Raw genomic sequence first — 23,134 nt, forward strand, 5'->3', positions numbered from 1 at the left:
GCCCCGACCCGTCCTCAGAAGCGGATCTGGAGCGCGCCCGAGACGGCATTCTCCGATGCCGTGGCGGCAATCTGGCCGTCATAGCGCAGGCTCAGGAACGCCTGTGAAGTCAGGGCATAGGTCAAATTCGCCCCCAGCACGGCGGCATCGGCGGCGATGGGAACGCCCCAGATCGGGAAGGCCGCCGAGCCGCTGGCATACGCCATCACCGTCTGTGGCGTGGTGTCCCCGAAAGCGTGGCGCCAGCCCAGCGTGAGGCCCGGCGACAGGGTGCGGCCCGCGACAGCGATGTCGGCCCCCGCGCGAACGCCCAGCGTCGTGTAAAGCGTGTCCATGGCCGACGACGAGAAGACCAAGGCGGAGCTGGAGCCCGCCTCGGTGCCCGAGCCGCCATCCAGGTGCACATAAGCGAGGCCCGCGAAGGGCTGGACCGTCACGCTCCCCGCCGCCACCGCATAGCCCAGCTCGCCGAACGCCTGGGCGAGCCCGGCCGTGTAGTCGGCGCTGTTGGTGCCGAGATAACCCGGGAAGGAGACCGTGCGCGACACGCCCACATCGTGCCAGGAATAGCCCGCGCCCAGTTGCAGCGACCAGGGGCCGCTGCGGGCGCCCGCATAGAGGCCGATATCGTAAGTGTCCATGGAGCCGGAGGAGAGCCGGTCCGACACGTTGAACCAGGACTGGCTGAAGCCGCCATAGGCGCCCACCCGCCACACATCGCCCAGCGCCACGTCCGCGCCGCCCATGACGCCGCCGATGGAGGAGGAGATGGTGGCCGCATTGCCGTCCGAGAAGCTGCTGCCCCACCCACCGAAGGCCTGCGCCCAGAGAACCGGGGTCCAGCCCGCGCCGAGTGTGGCGGTGGCCGGGCCGCCGGCGCCATAAGCGAGCGGCGCGGTGCCCGCAGCCGCCTCCGACTGGCGCAAACGCCCGCCCACCGCGTCCCGCACATAGGCGGATTGCTGCTGCATCACGGTTCCGGCGGAGGCGTAGATCTCGCCCGAGAGCGCATCGAAGGCGGCGAATGCCTCGCCCTGGAGCTGGGAGGCCACCGCGTCATAGACCGCATTGCCCGCCACCAGCGTCTCCGTGCCCATGGCGGTGGAGCGCTCGTTCAGCGTATGCGCCTCGGAGGCGAAGGCGAGGGTGTTGCGCACCAATGTCATGTCCACGAACGTGGCGCCATAGGTGAGCACCGGCGTCAGGAAGGCGAAATTGGTGGTGGCCGAGGAGAAGGCCCCGGTGATCCCGCCGTCTGCCGTGATGATGTTGAAGGTCCAGGAATTGGCATAGGTGCCGCGGCTGCCGATGATGGCGACCGCGCTGCCGTCCGCGATGGTGACGGCGCCCCCGGCGGCGATGAGATCGTGGACGCCGCCGGGCTGCACCTCGGCCCGGTAGAGCGAGCCGGACTGGAACGTCCCGTCGCCCGCCACCGCCAGCGTGCCGGGCGAATAGCCCGGCGAAACCGTGCCGCCATCGCCGATGGTGAGGGCGCCGATGGTGCCGGTTCCGCTCAGCGTGCTCGCCCCGTTCACCACGAAGCTGGCGGAGCTGGAGGCGCCGTCCGCGAGCTGCAGGTTCGCGCCCGACAACGTGACCGTGCCGCCATAAGACGAACCCGCGAACACCGCCGTGCCGCCCCCCGTGAGGGTGACGCCGCCCGAGCCGGAGAGCAGCTCGGGGAAGACATAGGTGCCGGAGAGGTCGTAGACGAGGCTCGCCGCATTGCGGATCGGCCCGCTCACCCAGCCCGCGCGGCCGCCATTGCCCACCTGGAGCACGCCCTCGGTGATGGTGGTGCCACCCTCGGGGGCGAGCACGCCCGTCACCACCAGCGTGCCGGCGCCGGTCTTGGTGACGCTGCCCGTGCCCGCCAGGGTGCCGGAATAGAGCCCGGCGGTGGCCTGGTTGAAGGTGAGCGTGCCGTTATTGAGGATATCGCCCACGAGGCTGCGGCTGTCGCCGACCACGCCACCCTCGGCGATGAAGAAGCCGCCGCCATAGCTGTTGGCGCCGGAGAGCACCAGCACGCCCGAGCCGCCCTTGGAGAGCAGGCCGGAGCCGGAAATGGCTCCGGACAGCGTCAGCGTCTGACCCGTGACGATGTTGAACCCGCCGCCACCCGCATCCAGCGTGACCGCGCGGTCGGACGTGAAGCCCTGCGTGGCCAGCAGCGTGCCGGAATTGAAGGACAGCCCGCCCCCGGTAGCACCGACGCTCGCGTCCGACGCCACGGAGAGCGTGCTGCCCAGGATGCGCGTGCCGCCCGCATAGGCATTGGCGGCGGAGAGGGCCAGCGTGCCCGGTCCCGTGACCGTGAGGCCGCCCTCGCCGGTCACCGCGCCGGACAGCGTCAACGTCGCGCCCGCCGCCACATCCACCGTGCCGGTGGCCGTCACCACGTCCCGCGCGCTGGAAAAGGAGGATGTGGCCAGCAGCGTGCCGCCGATGAGGAACACGTCCGAGGCCGCCCCGCCCAGATTGGCGTCGGAGGCCACGGAAAGGGTCGCCCCGGTCTGCACCGTCGCGCCCCCGGTGAAGCTGTTGGCTGCCGTCAGTTGCAGAATGCCCGCCCCGGTCTGCACCAGGGCGCCGGAGCCGGAAATGGTGCCGTCGAAGACGATGCTGCCCGCCCGGTCGAAGACCAGCGTGCCGGTGTTCGCCACGTCTCCCACGATGGAGCCGGAGGACGCGCCGTCGCCCACCACCAGCGTGCCCGCCGAGATGAGCGTGCCGCCCTGATAGGTGTTCGTGCCGGTGAGCACGAGGGTGCCCGTGCCCGCCTGGACGAGGCGCCCGGAACCGGAAACGGCGCCGGAGAAGGTCCATCTGTCGGAGCGCTCAACGCGCAGCGTGCCGCTATTGGCCACGTCGCCCTGGATGGAGCCGGACGTACCTCCCGTACCAAGCTGGAGCGTGCCTGCGGCGATCACCGTGCCGCCGGAATAGTCGGCGTTCGCGGCGAGAACCAGCGTGCCCCCGCCATCCTTGGTGAGGCCGCCCGTGCCCGAGACCGGGCCGGTGAGGGTCAGCGTGCGGGCGTCCGTCACATGGACCGCGCCGCCGCCCGCCAGCGCCACATGCCGGGCGCTTTCGAAGCTGGCCGTGGCCGACAGCGTGCCGCCCTGCAGCCGCACCGCGCCGTCGGCGCGGCCGAGATTGTCGTCGCGGGACACGCGCACCGTGGCATCCGCCCCGATGGTCGTGCCGCCCGCATACGTATTGGCGGCGGTGAGCGTAAGGACGCCCGCCACCTGCTGCACCGCGCCGCTGCCGGAAATGACATGGTCGAACACCATGTCGTCGGTGCGCGCGAAGCGCAGGATGCCGTCATTGACCACCGGGCCCGACAGGGAGCCCTGCGTCCCGTAATTACCCACCTGGAGGATGCCGCGCTCGATGCGCGCGCCGCCCGTCAGCCGGGTGTCACCCGTGAGGCCCAGCGTGCCGCTGCCCGCCTGGACCAGCGTGCCGCTACCGGAGATGTTGCCCGCAAACAGAAAGTCGGAGGACAGGTCGAAGGCCAGCACGCCGTGATTGACCACGTCGCCGCGCAGGGTGCCGTCTCGCCCGCCATCGCCCACCTGGAGCCGCCCGGCCGCGATCACTGTGCCGCCCGAATAAAGGTTGTCCCCGGTGAGAACCAGGGTGCCCGCGCCGCTCTTGGTGAGGGCACCGCCCTCCACCGCGCCGCGCGAGATGAGAGTGTTGCCCTCGGTCACATGGATGGTGCCGATCCCGCTGATGTCGATGCGCCGCCCGGAGGTGAAGGAGCCGGTCACCGACAGCGTGCCGCCCTGAAGGGCCAGCTCCGCCGCGTCACTGCCGAGATTGGCATTCTCCGATACCCGGAGCGTGCCGCCGTTCGAGACCAAGGTGGTGCCCGAATAGCTGTTGCGGCCGGTGAGGACCAGCGTGCCGCTGCCGATCTGCGCGACATCGCCAGCCCCGGAAATGGCGCCGTCGAACACCACGGTGTCGGAGCGGTAGAAAACGAGGCGGCCATCGTCCACCACGTCGCCCCGGATGGCGCCGCTGGTGCCGCCCTCGCCCATTATGAGCGTACCGGAGGTCAGGGAGGTGCCGCCGGTATAGCGGTTGTCCCCGGTCACCACGAGGGTGCCCCCGCCGGTGAGCGCCAACCCGCCGTCGCCCGAAATGCGCCCGGCGAACAGGGTGGCGGCATTGCCCCCGATGGTCAGCGTGTTGCTGCCGAGATCCACCCGCCCCTGTCCCGACAGGGAGCCGATGGTCTCGCTCGCTTCCAGGCTGAACACGGCGGGCGCGGCCACGCTCACCGCCGAAGTGTCGGGAATGGCGCTGCCGCCCTGCGTCAGGAGGATGCCAGCCACGATGTCGGTGGCGCCGCCATAGGTGTTGGTGCCGGTCAGCGTCAGGCGGCCCTCGCCCTCCTTGCGCAGGCTGCCGCTGCCGGCAATGGCGCCCGACAAGGTGAGCGTGGCGCCATCCGCCACGTCGAAGGTGCCGCGCGTCTCCAGCGTCACCGAGCGGGCGCTGGAGAGGCTGGAGAGCGCCGCCAGCGTGCCGCTCTTCAGCGTCAGGCCCCCATCCGCCGCGCCCAGCGCGCTGTCCGCCTGGATGGCGAGCACGCCGCCCGAGACGGTGGTGCCGCCCAGATAGGTGTTGGCGCCCGTCAGGATCAGTTGCCCGGCACCGATCTTGGTGAGACCGCCCGTGCCGGACACAGGCGCCGCGATGGTGGCGGTGACATCGTGCCCCTCCACCCAGAGCGTGCCGCCATCCGCGAAGGCGAGGCCGGACTCCGGGTTGCTCCCGTCCGCCCGCAGCACATAGCCGGAGGTGACGAATTCCAGCTTCTCGAACGTCTGGCGCCCGGAGACGGTGACGATGCCCGCCGCGCCTGTGAAGATGCCGATCTCCCCGCCCCAGGGGATGGTGATGCCCGCCGCAGGCTCGTTCCAGGTGACGGAGGTGTGCGACCAGAGGCCCGACCCGCCCAGGCTGGTCCCGCCATTGGCCGTCCAGATCTGGAACGGGCTTTCGTCGGTGAGGAGCACATTCACCTGGCCGCCATTGGAGGCATCGATGGCGCCCACATAGCCCACCGGCACGGAGCCCAAAACCAGCGTCTCCGCCAGCGCGCCGGTATAGGTGAAGGCGCGGTAATAGCCCGCGCCGTGGACCGCATCCCCGGTCACCGTGAGCGTGCCGGCGGCGGTCAGGTCGCCTGACACATGGGCGACGCCGGAATTGGCGAGGATGCCCAGGGTGAGGATGGAGCTGGAGCCCGCCGCGAGGGTGAGATCGCCCGTGGTGAGCGGCGCGCGGGTGGGATTGTCCGTGCTCGTCACCCCGCCCCGCAACGTGCCGCCGGAGAGGACGGACACATCGCTGGAGAGCGTGCCGTAGCCGGTGAGTGTCGCGCCGGACGCCACCGTCAGCCCGGCGCTGGAAAGCGTGCCGCCATAGAGCGCGAGGGTCCCGTTCGCCACTGTGGCGGTGCCGGAAATGGCGCTGGTCCCGGTCAGTGCCAGCGTGCCCGGACCGGTGAGGGAAAGCGCGCCGGCGCCGGAAAGAGCACCCGACAACGTCAGCGTCTCGCCGCCGGACACCGCGATGGCCCCGCCGGAGGTGCCGAGCGAGACGGCACGGGCGGAGGTGAAGCTATCGGTGGCCGCAAGCGTCGCCCCATTCAGCGACACGCCGCCGGACGTGGCGCCGAGATTGGCGTCCGCCGACACGGAAAGCGTGCCCCCCGTCACCTGCGTGCCGCCGGAATAGGTGTTGGCGCCGGACAGGACGAGCGTGCCCGCCCCCGAGACCAGCAAGGCAGACGGATTGATCTGCGAAATGGTGCCCGACAGGGTCAGCGTCGCGCCGCCCGCCACCGCAATGTTATTCGGCGCCTGGGACGCCAGAATGACCGCACGGGCGCTCGTGAAGCTGGCATCGGCCGCGAGCGTGCCGCCCTCCAGCCCGATCGCGCCTGTGGTCGGGGAGGTGCCGGGCGCGGCGCCCAGGTTGCTGTCCTGCGACACATGCAGCGTCGCGCCGCCGGAGATCACCGTTCCCCCGGCATAGGTATTGGCGCCCGAGAAGGTGAGGTTACCCGCCTGGAGCAGCACCGATCCGGCGCCGGACAAGATCCCGCCCACCGTGTTGGTGGCCGTGGTGTCGAAGGCCAGCGTCGCGCCGGAGGCGATGGCGACATCGCCCACGATCCAGCCGGAGGCGCCGCCCGCGCCCACCGCGAGGATGCCCCCCGAAATGGTGGTGCCGCCCGTATAGGAATTGGTGCCCGTGAGGACCACCGTTCCCGCCCCGCCCGTGACGGTGAGGGAGCCGGAGCCGGAGATGGGGCCGGAAAGCACTGTCTGCCCGGCCTGGACCACCACCAGCGCGGAATTGTTGACGATGGCGCCCTGGAAGGCGCCGGGCGTCGTTCCGTTGCCGATCTGCACCGTGCCCGCCGAAATGGTCAGGCCCGGGCCCGTCAGGTCGGTGGTCCCGGCAAGGGTCAGGGTGCCGCCGCCGACCTTCACGAGGCTGCCGCCGCTCATGGTGCCCTGGAAGACGGTGCTCGCCCCGTTCGCGCCGACGGTGAGAACGTTTCCGCCCAAAACCACCGTGCCAGAGCCGGACAGGCTGGCGAGAGTCTCACTGGCCCCGAGCTGGAGCACGGCGCCGGAGGACACCGAGACCGGGCTCGCATCGGAAAGGGCCGACCCGCCCGTGAGCAGCAGCGTGCCGGAAGCGATGGTGGTGGCCCCCACATAGCTGTTGACGCCAGAGAGCGTCGTCGTGCCGCTGCCCGCGAAGGTCACGCTGCCGCTGCCCGTGATGGAGCCGGAAAAGACGCCGCCGGGGCCGGTCAGGTCCAGCACATTGGGGCCGCTGGTCTCGACGACACCCGCGCCCGTCAGCGTGCCGATGGCGATGGATTGGCGGAGCGCCAGCGTGGCGCCGCCGGCCACCATCACCCCGGCGCCGCTCGCCAGTTGCGTGTCGTCCTCGATCACCAGCGTGCCCGCGCCGACGGAGAGCCCGTCGATGCCCAGGGTCGCGCTCTCGAACGTCAGCGTGCCCGTGCCGGTCTTCGCCAGCGTGCCGCCACCCGAAAGGGTGCCCGTGAAGCTGGAGGTGGCATTGTTGAGGCCCACCGTGAAGGCGGTCCCCGCAAGGTCCACCGTTCCCGCGCCGGACAGCGCGCCGATACCCGCGGCCGCGCCGAGCCGCAGCGTGGCGCCCGCCGCCACGGTCACGGGCGTGCCGCTTCCCAGCGACCCGGCGGCGGCGGCCACGAGCGTGCCGTTCGAGACCATGACACCCGCGCCGAAACTGTTGGCGGCCCCGAGCGTCACCGTGCCTTCACCGATCACGGACAGCAGGCCGGAGCCGGTGATGTGGCGGGAATAGAGGGTGGAGCCGGACATATCGAAGATGAAGGTGCCGTCATTGGTGACGCCGACCCCGAGCCCGCCACCCTCGCCCAGCTCCAGCGCCGCGCCCGCCGACACCGTGACGGCATCGAGGCTGCTGGCGCCGGTGAGGGCCAGCGTTCCCGTTCCCGCCACCGTCAGGCTGCCGCCGGTCATGGTGCCGGTGAAGGCGGAGGTGCCGCTGGCCGTCACCGTCAGGGCGGTCCCGTCCAGCGTCACCGTCCCTCCGCCCGTCAAGTTGCCGATGGACAGCGTGGCCGCGCTCACATCGAGCGTCGCGCCGGCCTCCACATTCACCGTCCTGCCCGTGGGAAGGGCGGTGGCGGTGCCGATCTCCAGCGTTCCGGCGCGCACGATGGTGCCGCCCGTATAGCTGTTGGTGCCCGTCAAGCTGACGACGCCCTGCGTGTCGATGCCCACGACACCCGCGCCGGAAATGGCGCCGGAATAGGGACCCGGCGACATGTCCAGGAAGCGCAGCGTCGCGCCCTCATTGACCGTGACGTCGCTGGACAGCGTGCCCGCCCCGTTCGGGCCGCCCACCTGGAGCACACCCGCCGAGACCGTGGCCCCGCCCGTCACGGCCAGAATTCCCTCCAGAGAGAGGGCGCCCCCGCCGGACAGCACGAAGGCTCCGGCGCCGGACAAGGTGTTGGCATAGGCCGCAGAGGTATTGGCCCCCGAAACCAAGAAACCCAGCGTGCCGCTCTGGACGGTGATGTCGGTCTGCTCGGCCTTGGTGAGCGTCAGCGTGCCCGCCCCGGTCTTCAGGACGGTTCCGCTGCCCGCGAGCGCCAGGGCGCTGGTCACGTTGCCCGCATAATTGAGCACCAGCGTGCCGCCGATGGCGCCGGTGAGGCCGTCGAGGATGCCCCCGCCCGCGCTGTCGGAGACCGTCAGCGTCACGCCCTGCGCCACGGAGAGCGTGCCGTTGGAGGCGCCCGTCACCGACCCGGTGAACAATGTGCTCCCGGCCTGGGCGGTGAGGTTCACGGCCGTGGAGCGGTTCGCGGCCACACTGATGTCGGTGTCGAACGTGTAGCCCGAAGCGGTGTGATTGAAGACGAGGCTGGTGGAGACGCCCTCTGTCTGGATGGCCGCCGTGTTCTGGAGGAAGCCGGGCGCCACCGCCGCGCCGCTGGCGCTGCCGATGACGAGGGAGAAAGTGGAGCCGCTCGCCTGGGTGAGGGTCCCCGGCGTGGAGACGCTGCCCAGCGACAGGATGCCCGCATTGGCCAGGGTCACCTGGGCTTTGGCATTCTGCGGCACCTGCGCCGTTCCGCTCACGGTCCAGCTCGGCACGCCATAGCCCGGAGTCTGGGAGATGAGGACCGTGCTCAGGCCCACCGGAACGCCGAACGTGGCGGTCGTGGAGGTGAGCACGCCGTTATTCTGGATGGTGAGATAGCCCGCGACACCCGAATTCTCGACGGGGATGCCCACGTAAACAGCGTCATAGGTCTCATGGGTCAGGACCAGCCGCTGGCCGCCCACATACAGGTCCTCCGCCCGGCCCGGCGCGCACAGCGCCGTCGCCGAGAGGAGCACCGCCGCGAGGCCCGTAAACGGGCGGACTCGCCCCGCATGTCGCGCCAGACCGGTCACCTGTTCCCCCGCCCTCTGGATGCGTCGTCAGAAGTGGACGGCGAATCGCGCCATGCCCACTTGGGAGGTATAGTCGTTACCTACGCTCAGCCCGTACTCAAGCTTGATTTCCAGATTGTCCTTGGTCAGCGCCTGCACGCCGAGATCGAGATTCCCCAGGATCGCGGGCATGGGCGTCGTCACCGAGAAGCTGGGCGTACCCGGAGGGGCCGCCACGAAGGACGAGGTGGAGGTCCAGCTGTCATTGGACGCAAAGGACGCGCCCAGCGTGAGGTAGGGCCGCAAGACCGTCCCGTCCGGCAAATCCCACCGCCCGCCGAACTCCACGGCGGGGGTCAGGATGAAGGTGCCCTGGCTCGCCGCGTTCATCTGCATCTCGGCGCCGGAGGCACCCTGCTCGGTGAATCCGGGAATGTTCACATAGACATAGTCCACGTCCACCATGGGCCGCAGATACCAGGAGGCATAGGCGAACTCATAGGAGGCGCGCAGCCGCGCGGTGGCGTTCATCACCTGCGACGAGGAGGTGGGTGCGCCGATGCCGGGCACGACGCGCACATTGTCGTAGGAGACCCAGCCGAGGTCGAAGGCGGCGGAGAACAGCCAGGCGCCCACCTGCCGCTTCACCGCAATGCCCACGTCCGCGCCGTCCGCGTCCGCCTGGTAGAGACCGCCCGCGCCGGAGACGCTCGCCTGGTGATAGGCCGCCGAGGCGGCGAAGAACCAGTCGGTGGCCAGCTCGCGCTGGATGCCCGCATGGAAGGTGACCGAGTCCGCCGTGAAGCCCGGCGTGTCGGCGGTGGTGGACTGGGTGGTGCGGCCCAGGATCACCCGCGCCCAGGCGCACTGGTCCTCGTGGAGCTGGACGCTGTCCTCGATGAAGACCGGGCAGGAGAGGGTCCGGTTCAGGAAGGCGCGGCTGTCCACGGTGCGCATGGCGACGGAGGACTGGAGCGCCTGGGGCGACAGGTTGTTCAGGTCCTGCTGGTAGAGCGCCGCCGTTGTCGCCCCGATCAGGGACGAAAATACCGGGATCATGGCCGGTGTTCCGCCTGCATCCCAGATGTTCTGGAGATGAGTGGCAAGCGCCGCCTGGTTCTGCGTCAGGGGCACGCCGGGCGCCAAGAACTGCGCATTGGGCGACACGCTCACCGTGGTGGGCGTGGTGGTCATGGCCCAGGAATAGGGGATGGACACGTCCTGGGTCTGGGCGGTGTTAGTGACGCTCTCCGCCGTGAGGATGGTGAAGCTGGTATTGGGCGCGATGGAGGAGGGCAGCGCGAAGACGGTGCCTCCCAGAAGCGCGGTGCCGGCCACGTTGATCTGGTCGGAGACCTGGTTCAGCGCGTCCAGGTCCACCTGATAGGTGCCGGTGGAGGTGAAGCCCGCCGTGAAGGCGGTGCTGGAGGTCACGCCCCGCCCGCCGGGGTTGAGGGTGCCGGCATTGAGCATGAGCGCGCCGGAATTCACCCGCGCGCCGGAATTGAACAGGCCGGTCGCCGCATTGGTGAAGCTGTCCGCGCCGGTGCCGAGGTCCACCGAGCCCGAGATTGTGCCCTCGTTGGTGAGTTGCTCGCTGCCGCCGCCCGCCAGGATCGCGATCTTGGAGAGGCCGGTCACCACGCCGCCGGACTGGACCAGGATGGTGTTCTGCGATCCGCCGGCCACCATGATGCCCGCGCCCGCATCGCCCCGGCCGCCCACCAGGCTGCCCGTGCCGCTCACCGTAATGGCGATGTCGCCCGCCCCACCCGCGCCCGTGCTGATGGCGAACAAAGCCGGCGCGTTCAGGCCGGTGGCCGAGACCGAGCCGCCGATGGTGGCGGTGATGGCGCCGCCCGTGCCGGTGCCGCCTGCCGTGCCGATGGCGACGCCGGTGCCGGTCTCCACCTGCCCGCCACCGCCACCGATGGACTGGAGGTTCACCGCCCCCGCATTGGTGCCGGTGGTGGTGGCGGTGGAGCCCGCCGCCAGCGTCACCGTGACGGCGCCGCCCGAGCCGTTCCCGCCGCCGCTCGCCACCGCCGTGGAGGAGACCGAGAAGGCGGTGCGCGCCGCGCTGCCCGCAAGGCCGCCCCCGCCGCCGATGGATTGGACGAGCAATGCAGCCGCGCCGTCCGCGCCGGTCTGGAGGAGACCCGCCACCTGCGCGGTCACCGCGCCGCCGTCACTGCCCCCGGCCGTGCTGGCGCCGCCGAAGGTGACGCCCACCGTGCCGTTGGCCTTGTCCGTGCCCGCCATGCCGCCACCGCCGCCGATGGACTGCAGCACAGCCGCATGGGCGTTCACGCCCTGGCTGACCAGTTGGGCGTTGGCGCCGATGGTCACGTCCACCGCCCCGCCATTGCCGCCCGCCCCGCCCGAGGCGCCCAGTGTCACCGCGAGAGACGCCGTGCCCTGCCCCTGCGCGGCCGCCGTGGCGCCCACGCCGCCGCCCCCGCCGATGGATTGCGCGAGCAGCGCCACCGCCGTCTCGCCATAGGTGAAGACGTTGCCGGTCACGGTGGCCGTCACCCGGCCGCCATGGCCGCCCGCGCCACCGGAGGCGCCGAGGCCCACGCTGCCGCTGAACTCGCCCCCGCCCGATTTGGCATTGACCGTGGAGGCCCGCCCGCCGCCGCCGCCGATGGATTGCAGGACGATGCCGTTGGCCTGCGCACCGTTGGTGACGATCTGGCCGCCCTGTTCGAGGGTGACCGCATCGCCATGGCTACCCGCGCCGCCCGAACCGCCCAAGGTGAGGCTGGCATGGATGGCGCTGTTGCTGCCGGTGGCGGTGCTGTTGGCGAGCGCCGCATTGCCGCCGCCGCCGCCGATGGACTGGAGCAGCACGCCGTCGGAGGCATCGCCCATGGTGAGGATGTTGGTCTTCACCATGGCATCCACCTGGCCGCCATGGCTGCCCGCGCCGCCCGCGCCGCCAAGGCTTGCCGACAGAGTGGTGGCGCCGTGGCCGGACGCCGTGGAGGAGGAAAGGCCGCCCTTGCCGCCACCGCCGCCGATGGACTGGGCGACGATCGCAGCCGCATCGCTGCCGGTGGTGGACAGATGCACCACGCCGTCCGTGCCGGTGTCCACGCTCACGCTCACCCGGCCGCCCGTGCCGCCGGAACCGCCGCCCCCGCCCAGCACCGCGGAGAGGGCGAGGCTCGATCCGCCCGCCCCGTCCACGCCGCTATTGCCCGAGCCGCCGGCGCCGCCGCCCCCGCCGATGGACTGGGCGAGGATGGCCTCCGCCATGTTGCCGGTGGTGGAGAAACGGGCACCCGTGCCGCCGGTGACGACCACCCGGCCGCCATCCCCGCCGGATCCGCCGCCGCCACCCAAAGCGGCGCCGATGGCGAGCTTGCCGGTGGCGGAATTGTTGGCCGATCCCCCCGCGCCGCCGCCGCCGCCGATGGACTGGGCCAGCACCGCGCTCGCGCCGAGGCCCGCCGTGGCGACGGTGCCGGTGCTGGTGACGGACACGCCTCCGCCCGTATTCCCGCTGCCCCCGTCGCCCGCCAAGGTGAGGGTGACGCTGGTCTGGCTGCCCGTGGCCCCGTCGCTTGTTGCGCCCGAGGCGCCGCCGCCCCCGCCGATGGATTGGGCGAGGATGCCGAACGCCCCCGAGCCGGCGGTGAAGATGGCCCCGGCATGGGTGACGTCCACCGTCCCGCCGGTCCCACCGCTTCCGCCGGTGCCGCCCAGGCTCGCGGAGATGTCCGCGCTCGCCTTGGTGTCGGATGCCGCCGCATGGGTGCTCACCGCCGCGCCGCCGCCCCCGCCGATGGACTGGGCGAGGATGCCGCTGGCATGGTGGCCGGAGGTGGAGATGGTGTTGGCATTGGTGACGGTCACATGGCCGCCGCCCGATCCCGCTCCGCCCGCGCCGCCCAGATTGGCGGAGAGGGCCACGCTGCTGGTTCCGCCGCTGCTGGATGTGGCCGCGCCCGCCTTGCCGCCGCCGCCGCCGATGGACTGGGCCGCGAGGCCGTTGGCGCCGATGCCGGTGGTAACGATGATGAGGCCGGACGTGCTGGTGCCGTTGCGCACCTCCACCCGCCCGCCGGTGCCGCCCGAGGCCCCCGTGCCGCCCATGGCGAGGTCCAGCGACACGCTGCTGCCGCCCACGCCGTCCGCCTTGCCGGTGCCCACGCCGCCGCTGCCGCCGCCCCCGCCGATGGACTGGGCCAGAACCGCGTCCGCCCCGTCGCCGGAGGTGATGATGGAGGCGGCAGAGAGGCTGTCGAGGGTGACGGATACCTTCTCGCCCGCCCCGCCGCTGCCCCCCGTGCCGCCCACGGAGGCGCCGAGGGCGATCTTCGCCGTGGCCGCATTGGTGGCGCTGGCGGAGGCTCCGCCGCCGCCGCCGATGGACTGGGCGAGCACGCCCGCGCCATTCTGGCCGCCCGTAGAGATGGAGGCGCCCACGGACACATAGACCTTGCCGCCGTCATTGCCCGAGCCGCCGTTTCCGGCGAGCGAGAGCGAGAGGCTGGCGGTCTTGGCCGCCGAGGTTTCGGCAGAGGCGCCGGACAGGCCGCCGCCGCCGCCCACCGACTGGGCGAGAATGCCGTTGGACTGCGCGCCCGCAATGCTGATGGTGCCGCTGCTGAGCACGGTGACGAGGCCGCCCGTGGCGCCGCTGCCGCCGGATCCACCGAGCCCGGCGGAAATGCCATAGCTGCCGCCGCTGCCCTTGCTGGTGGCCGAGCCCGCCTTGCCGCCGCCGCCGCCGATGGACTGGGCCACGATGCCGTTGGCGCTGTCGCCGGAGGTGGAGATGGCCGCCCCGTTGGTGACGGTGACATAGCCGCCGCCGGCTCCCACGCCGCCCGCGCCGCCCAGCGTGAGGCTGGCGGAAACCGCGCCCTGGCCTGTGGCGTGCGCATCGCTGCCCGCCGTGCCGCCCACGCCGCCGCCGCCGCCCACGGACTGGGCGAGGATGGCGTCCGAGAGCACGCCCTGGGTGCTGATGGTGCCGCCGCCGGTGGTCACATAGACCGCGCCGCCCGTATTGCCGCCGCCCGCCGACCCCGCAATGGCGGCGCCCAGCGAGATATGGGAGGTGGTGGCGGCGTTGGAATTGCCGGCGATGCCGCCGCTGCCGCCCACGGACTGGGCGAGGATGCCCACCGCGTCCGACCCGGCGGTGGAGATCTTGCCGCCGGTGACGACGGTGACGGTGCTGGCATAGCCGCCGGAGCCGGAGGTGGCGCCGAGGGTGAAGGTGAGCGCCACCTTGCCGCCGGTGGCCGAGCCCGCTGCCGCGCCCGCCTTGCCGCCGCCGCCGCCGATGGACTGGGCCACGATACCCGCCGCATGGTCGCCGGTGGTGCTGATCACCGTGGCGCTGGGAATGGAATAGACGTTCACGGCGCCGCCGCTGCCGCCGGAGCCGGACGCGCCGCCCAGAGTGGCGGTGAGGGTGAAGCTGGCGCTGCCCGCGCTCACCGCCCCGCTGCCGCCCGAAACCTTGCTGTGGCCGCTGGCCGAACCGCCCGCGCCGCCGCCGCCGCCGATGGACTGGGCGAGGATGCCGTCCGCGTCGCCGCCGGTGGTGAGGATGGAGCCGGTATTGGTGACCGTGACCGTGTTGCTGCCGCCGCCCGGCCCGCCCTGGCCGCCCAGCGAGACGGACAACGACACTTGCCCGGAGGAGGCATTGGCCGTGCCGCCGCCCGCATCGCCGCCGCCGCCGCCGATGGATTGCGCGAGAATGCCGCGCGAGGTGGCGCCTTCAGTGCGCACCGTGCCGGCATTGCTCACCGTGACGGTGTTGCCGGTGCCGCCCTGGCCGCCGGCACCGCCCGCGCCCAAGGTGAGCGAGATATCGAGGCCGGTGCCTTTCGCCGCCGTGTCTGCCGAGGAGCCGCCCACGCCGCCGGTGCCGCCGCCCCCGCCGATGGACTGCGCCTCGATGGCGTCCGCATAGTCGCCGCCCGTGGTGACGCTTCCCGAATTGGTGATGATGACGGCGCCGCCATACCCGCCGCCGCCACCGTTTCCGCCCAGCGACACGCCCACGGACAGGGCCATGGAGGGGCCGAGGTGATAGGCCGAGGCGATGGCCGACGCATCCCCGCCATTGCCGCCGCCGCCGCCGATGGATTGGGCGAGGATGCCGTCCGATCCCGCGCCGTGGGTCTCCACCCGCCCGGTATTGGTGATGCTGGTGCCCTGCGCGCCGCCCGCGCTGCCGCCCTTGCCGCCCAGCGACGCACTGATGCTGATGGAGGGGATGTCGCCGAAGCCCACCGATGCGGACTGCGCCGCCGAGGACCCGCCGGTGCCGCCGCCGCCGCCGATGGACTGGGCGAGGATGCCGATGGAATCGAGCCCGGTGGTGGCGATGGTGCCCGCCTGGGTGACGGACGCATTGCCGCCCGAGCCGCCATTGCCGCCCGAGCCACCGATGGCGACGCTCGCGGACACCAGCAGGCCCGCCGAATAGGCGCCCGCCGCCCCGCCGCTGCCGCCGCCGCCGCCGATGGACTGCGCCGCCACGCCCGCCGAATGCGCACCCGCCGTGCGGATCACGGCATCGGTTCCGATAACCGCGCTGGCCAGCTCGCCGGAGCCGCCCGTGCCCGATGTGCCGCCGATGGCGAGAGAGGCGCCGAGCGTCAGGCTGGTGGCATTGCCGCCCGCGCCGCCGCCGCCGCCGATGGACTGCACCATGACGCCCGAGGAATAGCCGCCCGACGTGGTCAGGCTGCCGGAGATGTTCGCATAGGCCTGCGCGGCATTGCCGCCCGCCGTTCCCGCGCCGCCGATGGCCGCGCTGATGCCGACGCCCATGCTGATGGCGCCGCCGCCCCGCCCGCCACCGCCGCCGATGGACTGCACGAGCGCCGCCACGGAATCGGTGCCGGAGGTGATGACCGAGCCGCTGGATTCAAGGCTGGCATTGGCCGCATTGCCCGCCGCCCCGCCCTGGCCGCCAATGGCGAGAATGCCCGACGCGCTGCCGCCATTGCCGCCGCCGCCGCCCACGGACTGGGACAGGATGCCGTCGGAATGGCTGCCATAGGTGCGCACGCTGCCCGCATTCGTGACCTTCGCGCCGCCCGCATCACCCTCGCCGCCCACGGCCGGATTGCCGTTCATGGCGGGGGTGCCGCCGATGGCGAGGCCCTGGGAACTGCCATTGACGAAGGTGCCGCCGCCGCCGCCCACGGACTGGGCGACGAGGCCCTGGGCATAATTGCCCCGCGTCACGATGCTGCCGCCCGCCACGTTCACGGCGGTGGCGCGGCCCGCCGCCCCGCTCTGGCCGCCATTGCCGCCCAGCCCCACAAGGCCGGAGCCGCCCGCGCCGGCACCGCCGCCGCCCGCGATGGACTGGACGAGGATGCCCGCGGACCCCACCCCGCTGGTGACGATGGCGCCGCTCGACCCCACATAGGCCGCACCGCCCGCGCCGCCCGTGCCGCCATTGCCGCCGCTGGAGAAGAACTGGCTGTAGCCATCCGCCCCGCCGCCGCCCGCCCCGCCATTGCTCTGCACGAGCACGGCCGTGGAATAGCTGCCGGATGTGGTGATGGCGACGTTCGATGCGATCAGGGCTGAGGCGCCATAGACCTGCTGGCTGCCATAGGCGCTGCCGCCGGCGCCGGCCGACCCGCCCTCCGTATAGATTCCGAAGGCGGAGCGTCCATTGCCGCCCGTGCCGCCATTGGCCTGGACGACGATGGCGCCCATGCCGTTGCCCGAGGTGACGATCTGCGACCCCGCCGCGATGGACAGGCGCGCGATGCCGCCCGCCCCGCCCAGGCCACCATCGCCGCCATGCAGGTCCGTGGAGGTGGTGGCGGCGCCGCCATATCCGCCCGCCCCGCCATTGGCGGTGATGGTGATGGCGGCGCGGGCCGTCAGCGCAGTGGTCGTCGTGACCGATGTGGACAAGGCGCCCGAGAAGGTGACGTTCTGATTGCCGCCGGCACCGCCCACGCCACCCGTGCCGCCATGGGCCGAATTGAAGAGGCTGCCGTCACCCACGCCACCGGTGCCGCCCACGCCGCCATTGGCATAAGCGACGAAAGCCGGCGCGCTCGCATTGGACAGGGCACTGGTAATGGTAATGGTCAGCGCCGCGCCGGTGCCGCCCGTGCCGCCCGTGCCGCCATAGGCGCGAGGAGCGGTGAAAAGAAAATAAGTTGCCTGGGCGTCGCCGGTACCGCCCATTCCGCCCGCACCACCATTGGCATAGATGGTGGCGCCGGGATTACCACCGGAAGAAACGGTGCCGCTGATGACGATGGTACCAGACGGCGAGCCGCCGCCACCCATGCCGCCGGTTCCGCCGGTCACGTTCTGGCCGTAGATCCCCATATAGGTCGCTTGGCCGCCACTGCCGCCAAGGCCGCCATTGGCGCAGGCGACGCCGTTGGACATGGACGTGTTGAAGGACGCGGCATTACCGCCCATGCCACCCGTTCCCGCGGTCTGATCGTCCGTATTGGCCCCGCCGCTGCCATTGCTGCCGGAGACCTGGATCACCGGGCTGCCGGCGCATAGGGCCTGTGCCTGCGAGGGGGAGGAGACACCGGCGGCGGCCATGAAGGCCAGGGCACAGAGCGTCGTGGTCAGGGCCGTGGATTGGTTGAGGCGCGCCGCGGACGCACCATAGACACTCGTAGCCCTCGGCTCCGCCCGTTCCTTCAACGCCGCCCCCCAGCCATGCGCGCGCAGGGCATATCCGCCCGGCGTCAGGATCCCCTGGGTTCTTGGATACCATGTGAGGCAGGCGAGGGAAACGGGAGATGCAATCCAGGGCGTTTAAATGAGAGGCACCATGAAACCATCAACAGGACGCCGCCTCACGCGGCGCGATGGAGAGATTCCTTCCCTTGGGTGAGAGCCGCCAGCACCGCCGGAGGGGCCTGCTCCTCCGGCAGCGCGCAGATCCGCCAGCGCTCCAGCGCCCGTCCGAGACGGGGGTCCGCCGTGACCACCGCCAGCGGGATGGCCAGCAGCCCGCCCGCGATCAGCGGCAGGATCCAGACGAGCAACCCCGGTGCGAGGGCGAGCGTCAGCCCCGCCACCAGCAAAGCGAACAGCGTGGGCGCCGCAAGGTCGCGCGCCGCCCGGCCCCAGGACAAAGCATGGGCATCGCGCGCCTGCCCGCCCCACTCCCACCGCCGCCCACCCCGCCCCGCATGGAGCGCGAGGCGCAGCAGCAGGACGGTGGTGGCGACCGCGCTCACCGCGCTCAGCAGGAAGGAGAAGGCCAGTTCGATCCCCGCCGACAGCGCGAACCGCCCCGCCCCGCCATAGCGCGCGGCCATGCCGGGGGTAAGGGCCACGTCCAGGAAACCGGCGAGCTTCGGGAACAGGCTCAGCACCATCAGGCCGAGATAGAGCGCCGCCGCCGGTCCCGCGACACCCTCCGGGGCCGCGTACGCGGCGAAGGGGAGCGCCAGCAGCGCCAGGGGCAGAGCGGGAATGGTGGCGAACATGAGCACCGCCCAGGCCAGCTGGAAGCGCCCCATGGGATGGGCGCCCGGCAGGCGCAGCAGCTTCAGATATTGCATGTTGCCCACGCACCAGCGGGCATCGCGGGCGAGGAAGTCCGGCAGAGCGGGCGGGTTTTCCTCATAGCTCTCGCTCTCCACGGGGACCACGCGCACCTCGTATCCCGCCCGGCGCATGAGCACCGCCTCCACCTGATCGTGCGAGAGGATGGGCCCGCCCAAAGGCGGCGGGCCGGGCAGGTCCGGCAGGGTGCAATGGGCGCGGAAGGGGGCGATGCGCACCAGCGCGTTGTGCCCCCAGAAGGGCCCGCAATCGCCCGCCCACCAGGTGGCGCCGAGCGTGTAGCAGCGCATGCCCGCCCGCATGCCGAACTGGAACAGCCGCGCGAAGGCGCTCCGGCTCGGCAGGCCCACCACGAGGCTCTGCAGGATGCCGATGCGCGGATGTGCCTGCATGATCCGCACCATGCGCAGGATGGCCGGGGCGCCCATAAGGCTGTCCGCGTCCAGCGGCAGCATCAGCTCATAGCCCGCGCCCCAGCGCTCGCAGAAATCGCGGACATTTCCGGCCTTGAACCCGGTATTCTCGCTTCTGCGCCGATAGAACAGGCCGCGTCCGCCCATGTCCGCGCGCCAGCGGGCCACGGCCGCCTCCTCCGCCGCCGCAACATCGGGGCGGGAGGTGTCGCTGAGCACGAAGCAGTCGAACATGCCCCCGAAGCCGGTCCGGTCCAGCTCGGCCTTGACCGCACGAAGACGTGAGAGCGCCCGCTCGGGATCTTCGTTGCGGAGCGTCATAAGAAGGGCGGTGCGCACCAGGACCGGCGCATCGCTGTCGCTTCCGCTCAGGAAGGGCGCGGCGCGGGCGACGCCGTCGCGCGTGCCATGGAGCAGGACGAGACCCACCAACGCATTCCAGAACCCGATGGCATGCCACGGCGTTATGGCTATGACGCAGAGGACCAGGATGATGTCTGCCCCTGTCCAGCCCCCGGAGGCCGCGATGCTTGCGGCGACTGTCGCAATGATGAAAACCGTCGCAAGGTTCAATGCGAGCATGAGCCGGCGCCGCCGCGACAAAAGGCGCGCCTGCTCCTCGGGGGGAGGCGGCGCGATGGAGGCCGGGTCGATGCGCAGGGTCATGGCAGCTCCGCGTGAAGACGCGCCGGGGACGTTAAGTCATGGGGCGGGCCTGCGGGCAATCACGAGGCCGGGACCATGAACCTTCCTGCCGCGACGAAACGCCACAGCATTGCCGACACCAAGCCCGGCGCGCCCGATGCACGGGCGCTCTGGCATGTGGCCCCCTCCAGCGCACGGCTGCTGCCCCAGGCGCTGCCGGCTCCGGCGGCGGGCGAAATGCTCGTGCGCACCCTGTGGAGCGCGGTGAGCCGGGGCACGGAGCGCCTCGTCCACCAGGGCCTCACCGCCCCTGAGCATCGCGACCACATGCGTGCCCCCATGCAGGAGGGGGATTTCCCCTTCCCGGTCAAATACGGCTATTGCGCCGTGGGCCGGGTGGAGATCGGCCCGGAGGAGAGCGTGGGCCGCCTCGTCTTCGCCCTCCACCCCCACCAGGATGCCTTCATCCTTCCCGCCGCCGATGCGGTGCCGGTGCCCGACACCGTGCCCGCCCGCCGCGCGACGCTCGCCGCCAATATGGAAACCGCCCTCAACGCGCTGTGGGATTCCGGCGCCGGGGCAGGCGACCGCATCGTCGTGGTGGGGGCCGGGCTCATCGGCCTGCTCATCACCTATCTGGCCGCCCGCCTGCCCGGCGCGGAGGTGACCGCCCTCGACCCCAATATTGCCCGCCGCCCCCTGGCGGAACGCTTCGGCGCGCGGTTCACGGACGATCCAACCGCCGTGGGGGAGGCGGACGTGGTCTTCCATGCCAGCGCCACCTCGCAGGGCCTGCGCACCGCCCTCGCCTGCTGCGGCACGGAGGCGAGCCTCGTGGAAGTGAGCTGGTATGGCGACGAGGACGTCACCGTGGGCCTCGGCGGGCCCTTCCATTGCAAGCGGCTGAAGCTGATCTCCTCCCAGGTGGGCGCCCTGCCCCCGTCCCGGCGGCCGCGCTGGACCCGGCGCCGCCGCCTGGAAAAGGCCCTTGCCTTGTTGGCCGACGACGCGCTGGATGCCCTCATCACCGGCGAGGTGGCGTTCGACGACCTGCCCCACGCGCTGGACCGCATCTTCACCGGCGCGCCGGACGAGGTGGCGACCCTCGTGCGCTATCCCGCCTGATCCATTCCCTTCCCGAACCCCTTTCCCAACCCCCTGGAGCCGCCCATGTTTGCCGTCGAGGTGCGCGACCACATCATGATCGCGCACAGCTTCAAAGGCGCCCTGTTCGGCCCCGCCCAGGCGCTGCACGGCGCCACCTTCGTGGTGGATGCGGCCTTCATCTCGCCGCGCCTCACGCCCGAGGGCGTGGTGGTGGACATGGGCAAGGCCCATGAGGTGCTGAAAGCCGTTCTGGCGCCCCTCGCCTATCGGAACCTGGACGAACTGCCGGACTTCGCCGGGCGCAACACCACCACGGAAGTGCTCTGCCACCACATTTTCGAGCGCATCGCCGCGGCGGTGCGAGCGGGCGAGCTGGGCGAGACCCCGCCGACCGCCCTGCGCATCACGCTGCACGAATCCCATGTGGCCCGCGCCTGGTTCGAAGGGCAGATCACGCCATGAGCCGGGCCTTCCCCATTCGCGCCGTCCTGGCCTTTCCCGGCGCCCTCGACACCCCCACGGGCGGCTATGCCTATGACCGGGAGGTGCTCGCCCATCTGCCCGCGCAGAATGTGGACGCCGCGCCCCTGGCGCTGCCGGAAGGCTTTCCTCTGGCAACACCGGCCGCCGTGCGGGAGGCGCTGCGCCGTCTGGCGGCTGCCGACCCGTCCACCGTGCTGCTGGTGGACGGCCTCGCTTTGGGCGCGCTGCCCGCCGAGGGATTGGCGCCCTTCGCCGACCGGCTGGTGGCCCTGGTGCATCATCCCCTGGCCCTGGAGGCGGGGCTGAGCCCCACGGACGCTGCACGGCTCAAGGCAAGCGAGACCGAGGCGCTCGCCCTCTGCCGCCATATCGTCACCACCAGCCATCCCACGGCCCACACCCTCACCCGGGATTACGGTGTCGCCGCCGGGCGCATCAGCGTGGCCGAGCCCGGCCTCGCCCCCGCCCCCCGCAGCCCGGCGGACGGCGACCCGCCGCGCCTCCTGTGCGTGGGCACCGTCATTCCTCGCAAGGCCCATGGCGTGCTGGTTCAGGCGCTGGACAGCCTGCGACACCTGCCCTGGCGCCTCACCATCGTGGGAAGCCTGGAGATTGACCCAGCGGAAGCGGATCGGGTGCGCACCGCCTTGGCGCAAGCGGGCCTTGAAGAGCGCGTGCATCTGGCGGGAGCGCTTGCGCGCGAGGCTTTGGACGCCGCCTATCTGGAGAGCGATCTGTTCGTCCACCCCTCCCTCTATGAAGGCTACGGCATGGTATTGGCGGAAGCGCTGCGGCGCGGCCTGCCTGTGGTCTGCACCACGGGCGGGGCGGCGGCGCAGACGGTGCCGGACGGGGCGGGCGTGAAGGTGCCGCCGGGCGATGCGGCGGCCCTCGCCGCCGCGCTGGCGCCGCTCCTGGCGGACCCCGATGCCCGGCGCAGCCTCGCCGCCCGGGCCTATGCGGCCGGGCAAGCCTTTCCCGGCTGGGACACAACCGCCGCCATCATTGCAAGCGTGCTGCACGCTGCTGCCGGGCGGGTAGCGGCATGAGCGACGTGGCCGCAAGCGGGTTCTCCCCCTCCTGGCTCGCCTTGCGTGAGCATGCCGACGCCCGCGCCCGCAATGGCGATCTCGCGCGGGACATGGCGCTGAGGCTGGCGCGGGTGCCGACAGGCAAAGAGGGGCTGCGCGTGGTGGACCTGGGCGCCGGAACGGGCGCCAATCTGCGGGCCACCGCGCCGCTTCTCCATATGGACCAGCATTGGTACCTGCTGGACCATGCGCCGGACCTCACGGATGCCGCCCGCGCCACCCTCAGCGCCTGGGCGGACACGGCGGCACCCACGGCGGACGGCCTGGATCTGGTGAAGGACGGGCAGCGGATCACGGTGTCCCTCGTGCTCACGGACCTGTCGCGCTCGCTGGCGGCGATCAGCGCGGCCGCGCCGCATCTGGTCACCGCCTCCGCCTTCTTCGATCTGGTCTCCGGCCGCTTCGCGGATGCGCTGGCGGCGGAATGCGCGCGGCTGCGGGCCGCCTTCTTCACTGTGCTCACCTGCGACGGGCGCGATGCCTGGACGCCCGCCCATGGGGACGACGACACTGTCGCGGCCGCCTTCCTGGCCGACCAGGGGCGGGACAAGGGATTCGGCCCAGCGCTGGGGAATGCGGCCACGCACAGGCTCGAAACCGCTTTCCGGGCCAACCTCTACCATGTGCGCTGCGCCGACAGCCCCTGGCGGCTCGATCCGGCGGATGCCCAAGACGCTGCACTGATCCGGGCCCTTGCGAACGGCACCGCCGCGGCGGCCGCAGCCGGAGGGCGGATGGCGCCCGACCACGCCCGCGCCTGGGGCGCCGCACGCAGCAGCGCGGCCTGCGAGATCGGCCATCGCGACCTGCTGGCCGTGCCGGATGCGTGGGATACGCCCTGAGG

General features: G+C 71.8%; 7 protein-coding genes. 4 read left to right on the plus strand and 3 right to left on the minus strand.

What is annotated here, in order from left to right; genetic code table 11:
* Positions 1 to 14: 14 nt before the first annotated feature.
* From EJJ38_RS18945 to mdoH, 3 genes are all read right to left on the minus strand, one after another.
* Positions 15 to 9,029 (minus strand): autotransporter-associated beta strand repeat-containing protein, encoded by a 9,015-nt coding sequence (locus EJJ38_RS18945; protein ID WP_127091999.1) that lies wholly within the window; start codon positions 9,027 to 9,029, stop codon positions 15 to 17.
* A gap of 27 nt (positions 9,030 to 9,056) precedes the next feature.
* Positions 9,057 to 17,678, minus strand: a complete 8,622-nt coding sequence (locus EJJ38_RS18950) for an autotransporter outer membrane beta-barrel domain-containing protein (RefSeq protein ID WP_164738581.1) — start codon at positions 17,676 to 17,678, stop codon at positions 9,057 to 9,059.
* Between the two features lie 155 nt (positions 17,679 to 17,833).
* Positions 17,834 to 19,630, minus strand: coding sequence for a glucans biosynthesis glucosyltransferase MdoH (gene mdoH, locus EJJ38_RS18955; RefSeq protein WP_127092001.1), 1,797 nt, complete (start codon positions 19,628 to 19,630; stop codon positions 17,834 to 17,836).
* A 75-nt stretch (positions 19,631 to 19,705) separates the two neighbouring features.
* On the opposite strand from mdoH, the gene EJJ38_RS18960 reads away from it, so the two are divergent.
* From EJJ38_RS18960 to EJJ38_RS18975, 4 genes are read left to right on the plus strand one after another with little or no spacing between them, the layout of a single operon-like run.
* Positions 19,706 to 20,734 carry a zinc-dependent alcohol dehydrogenase gene (locus EJJ38_RS18960; RefSeq protein WP_127092002.1) on the plus strand — a complete coding sequence of 343 codons (1,029 nt, stop codon included), beginning with the start codon at positions 19,706 to 19,708 and terminating at the stop codon, positions 20,732 to 20,734.
* Between the two features lie 45 nt (positions 20,735 to 20,779).
* Positions 20,780 to 21,178 carry a 6-pyruvoyl trahydropterin synthase family protein gene (locus tag EJJ38_RS18965; protein ID WP_127092003.1) on the plus strand — a complete coding sequence of 133 codons (399 nt, stop codon included), beginning with the start codon at positions 20,780 to 20,782 and terminating at the stop codon, positions 21,176 to 21,178.
* On the plus strand, positions 21,175 to 22,248 hold the full coding sequence (locus EJJ38_RS18970) for a glycosyltransferase (RefSeq protein WP_127092004.1): 1,074 nt from the start codon (positions 21,175 to 21,177) through the stop codon (positions 22,246 to 22,248). Before EJJ38_RS18965 ends, EJJ38_RS18970 begins: the two co-directional genes overlap by 4 nt.
* The gene (locus EJJ38_RS18975; protein WP_127092005.1) at positions 22,245 to 23,132 is read left to right on the plus strand and encodes a class I SAM-dependent methyltransferase; all 888 of its coding nucleotides are present in this window, start codon (positions 22,245 to 22,247) and stop codon (positions 23,130 to 23,132) included. The genes EJJ38_RS18970 and EJJ38_RS18975 overlap by 4 nt, the downstream gene beginning before the upstream one ends.
* Positions 23,133 to 23,134 lie beyond the last annotated feature (2 nt).

The organism is Aquabacter cavernae (genome assembly GCF_003993795.1).
Lineage (GTDB): Bacteria > Pseudomonadota > Alphaproteobacteria > Rhizobiales > Xanthobacteraceae > Aquabacter > Aquabacter cavernae.

Bases quoted from the DNA above. Each gene is read 5' to 3' on its own strand.
- mdoH (WP_127092001.1), bottom strand. From the start codon at position 19,630: ATGACCCTGCGCATCGACCCGGCCTCCATCGCGCCGCCTCCCCCCGAG.
- EJJ38_RS18960 (WP_127092002.1), top strand. From the start codon at position 19,706: ATGAACCTTCCTGCCGCGACGAAACGCCACAGCATTGCCGACACCAAG.
- EJJ38_RS18965 (WP_127092003.1), top strand. From the start codon at position 20,780: ATGTTTGCCGTCGAGGTGCGCGACCACATCATGATCGCGCACAGCTTC.
- EJJ38_RS18970 (WP_127092004.1), top strand. From the start codon at position 21,175: ATGAGCCGGGCCTTCCCCATTCGCGCCGTCCTGGCCTTTCCCGGCGCC.
- EJJ38_RS18975 (WP_127092005.1), top strand. From the start codon at position 22,245: ATGAGCGACGTGGCCGCAAGCGGGTTCTCCCCCTCCTGGCTCGCCTTG.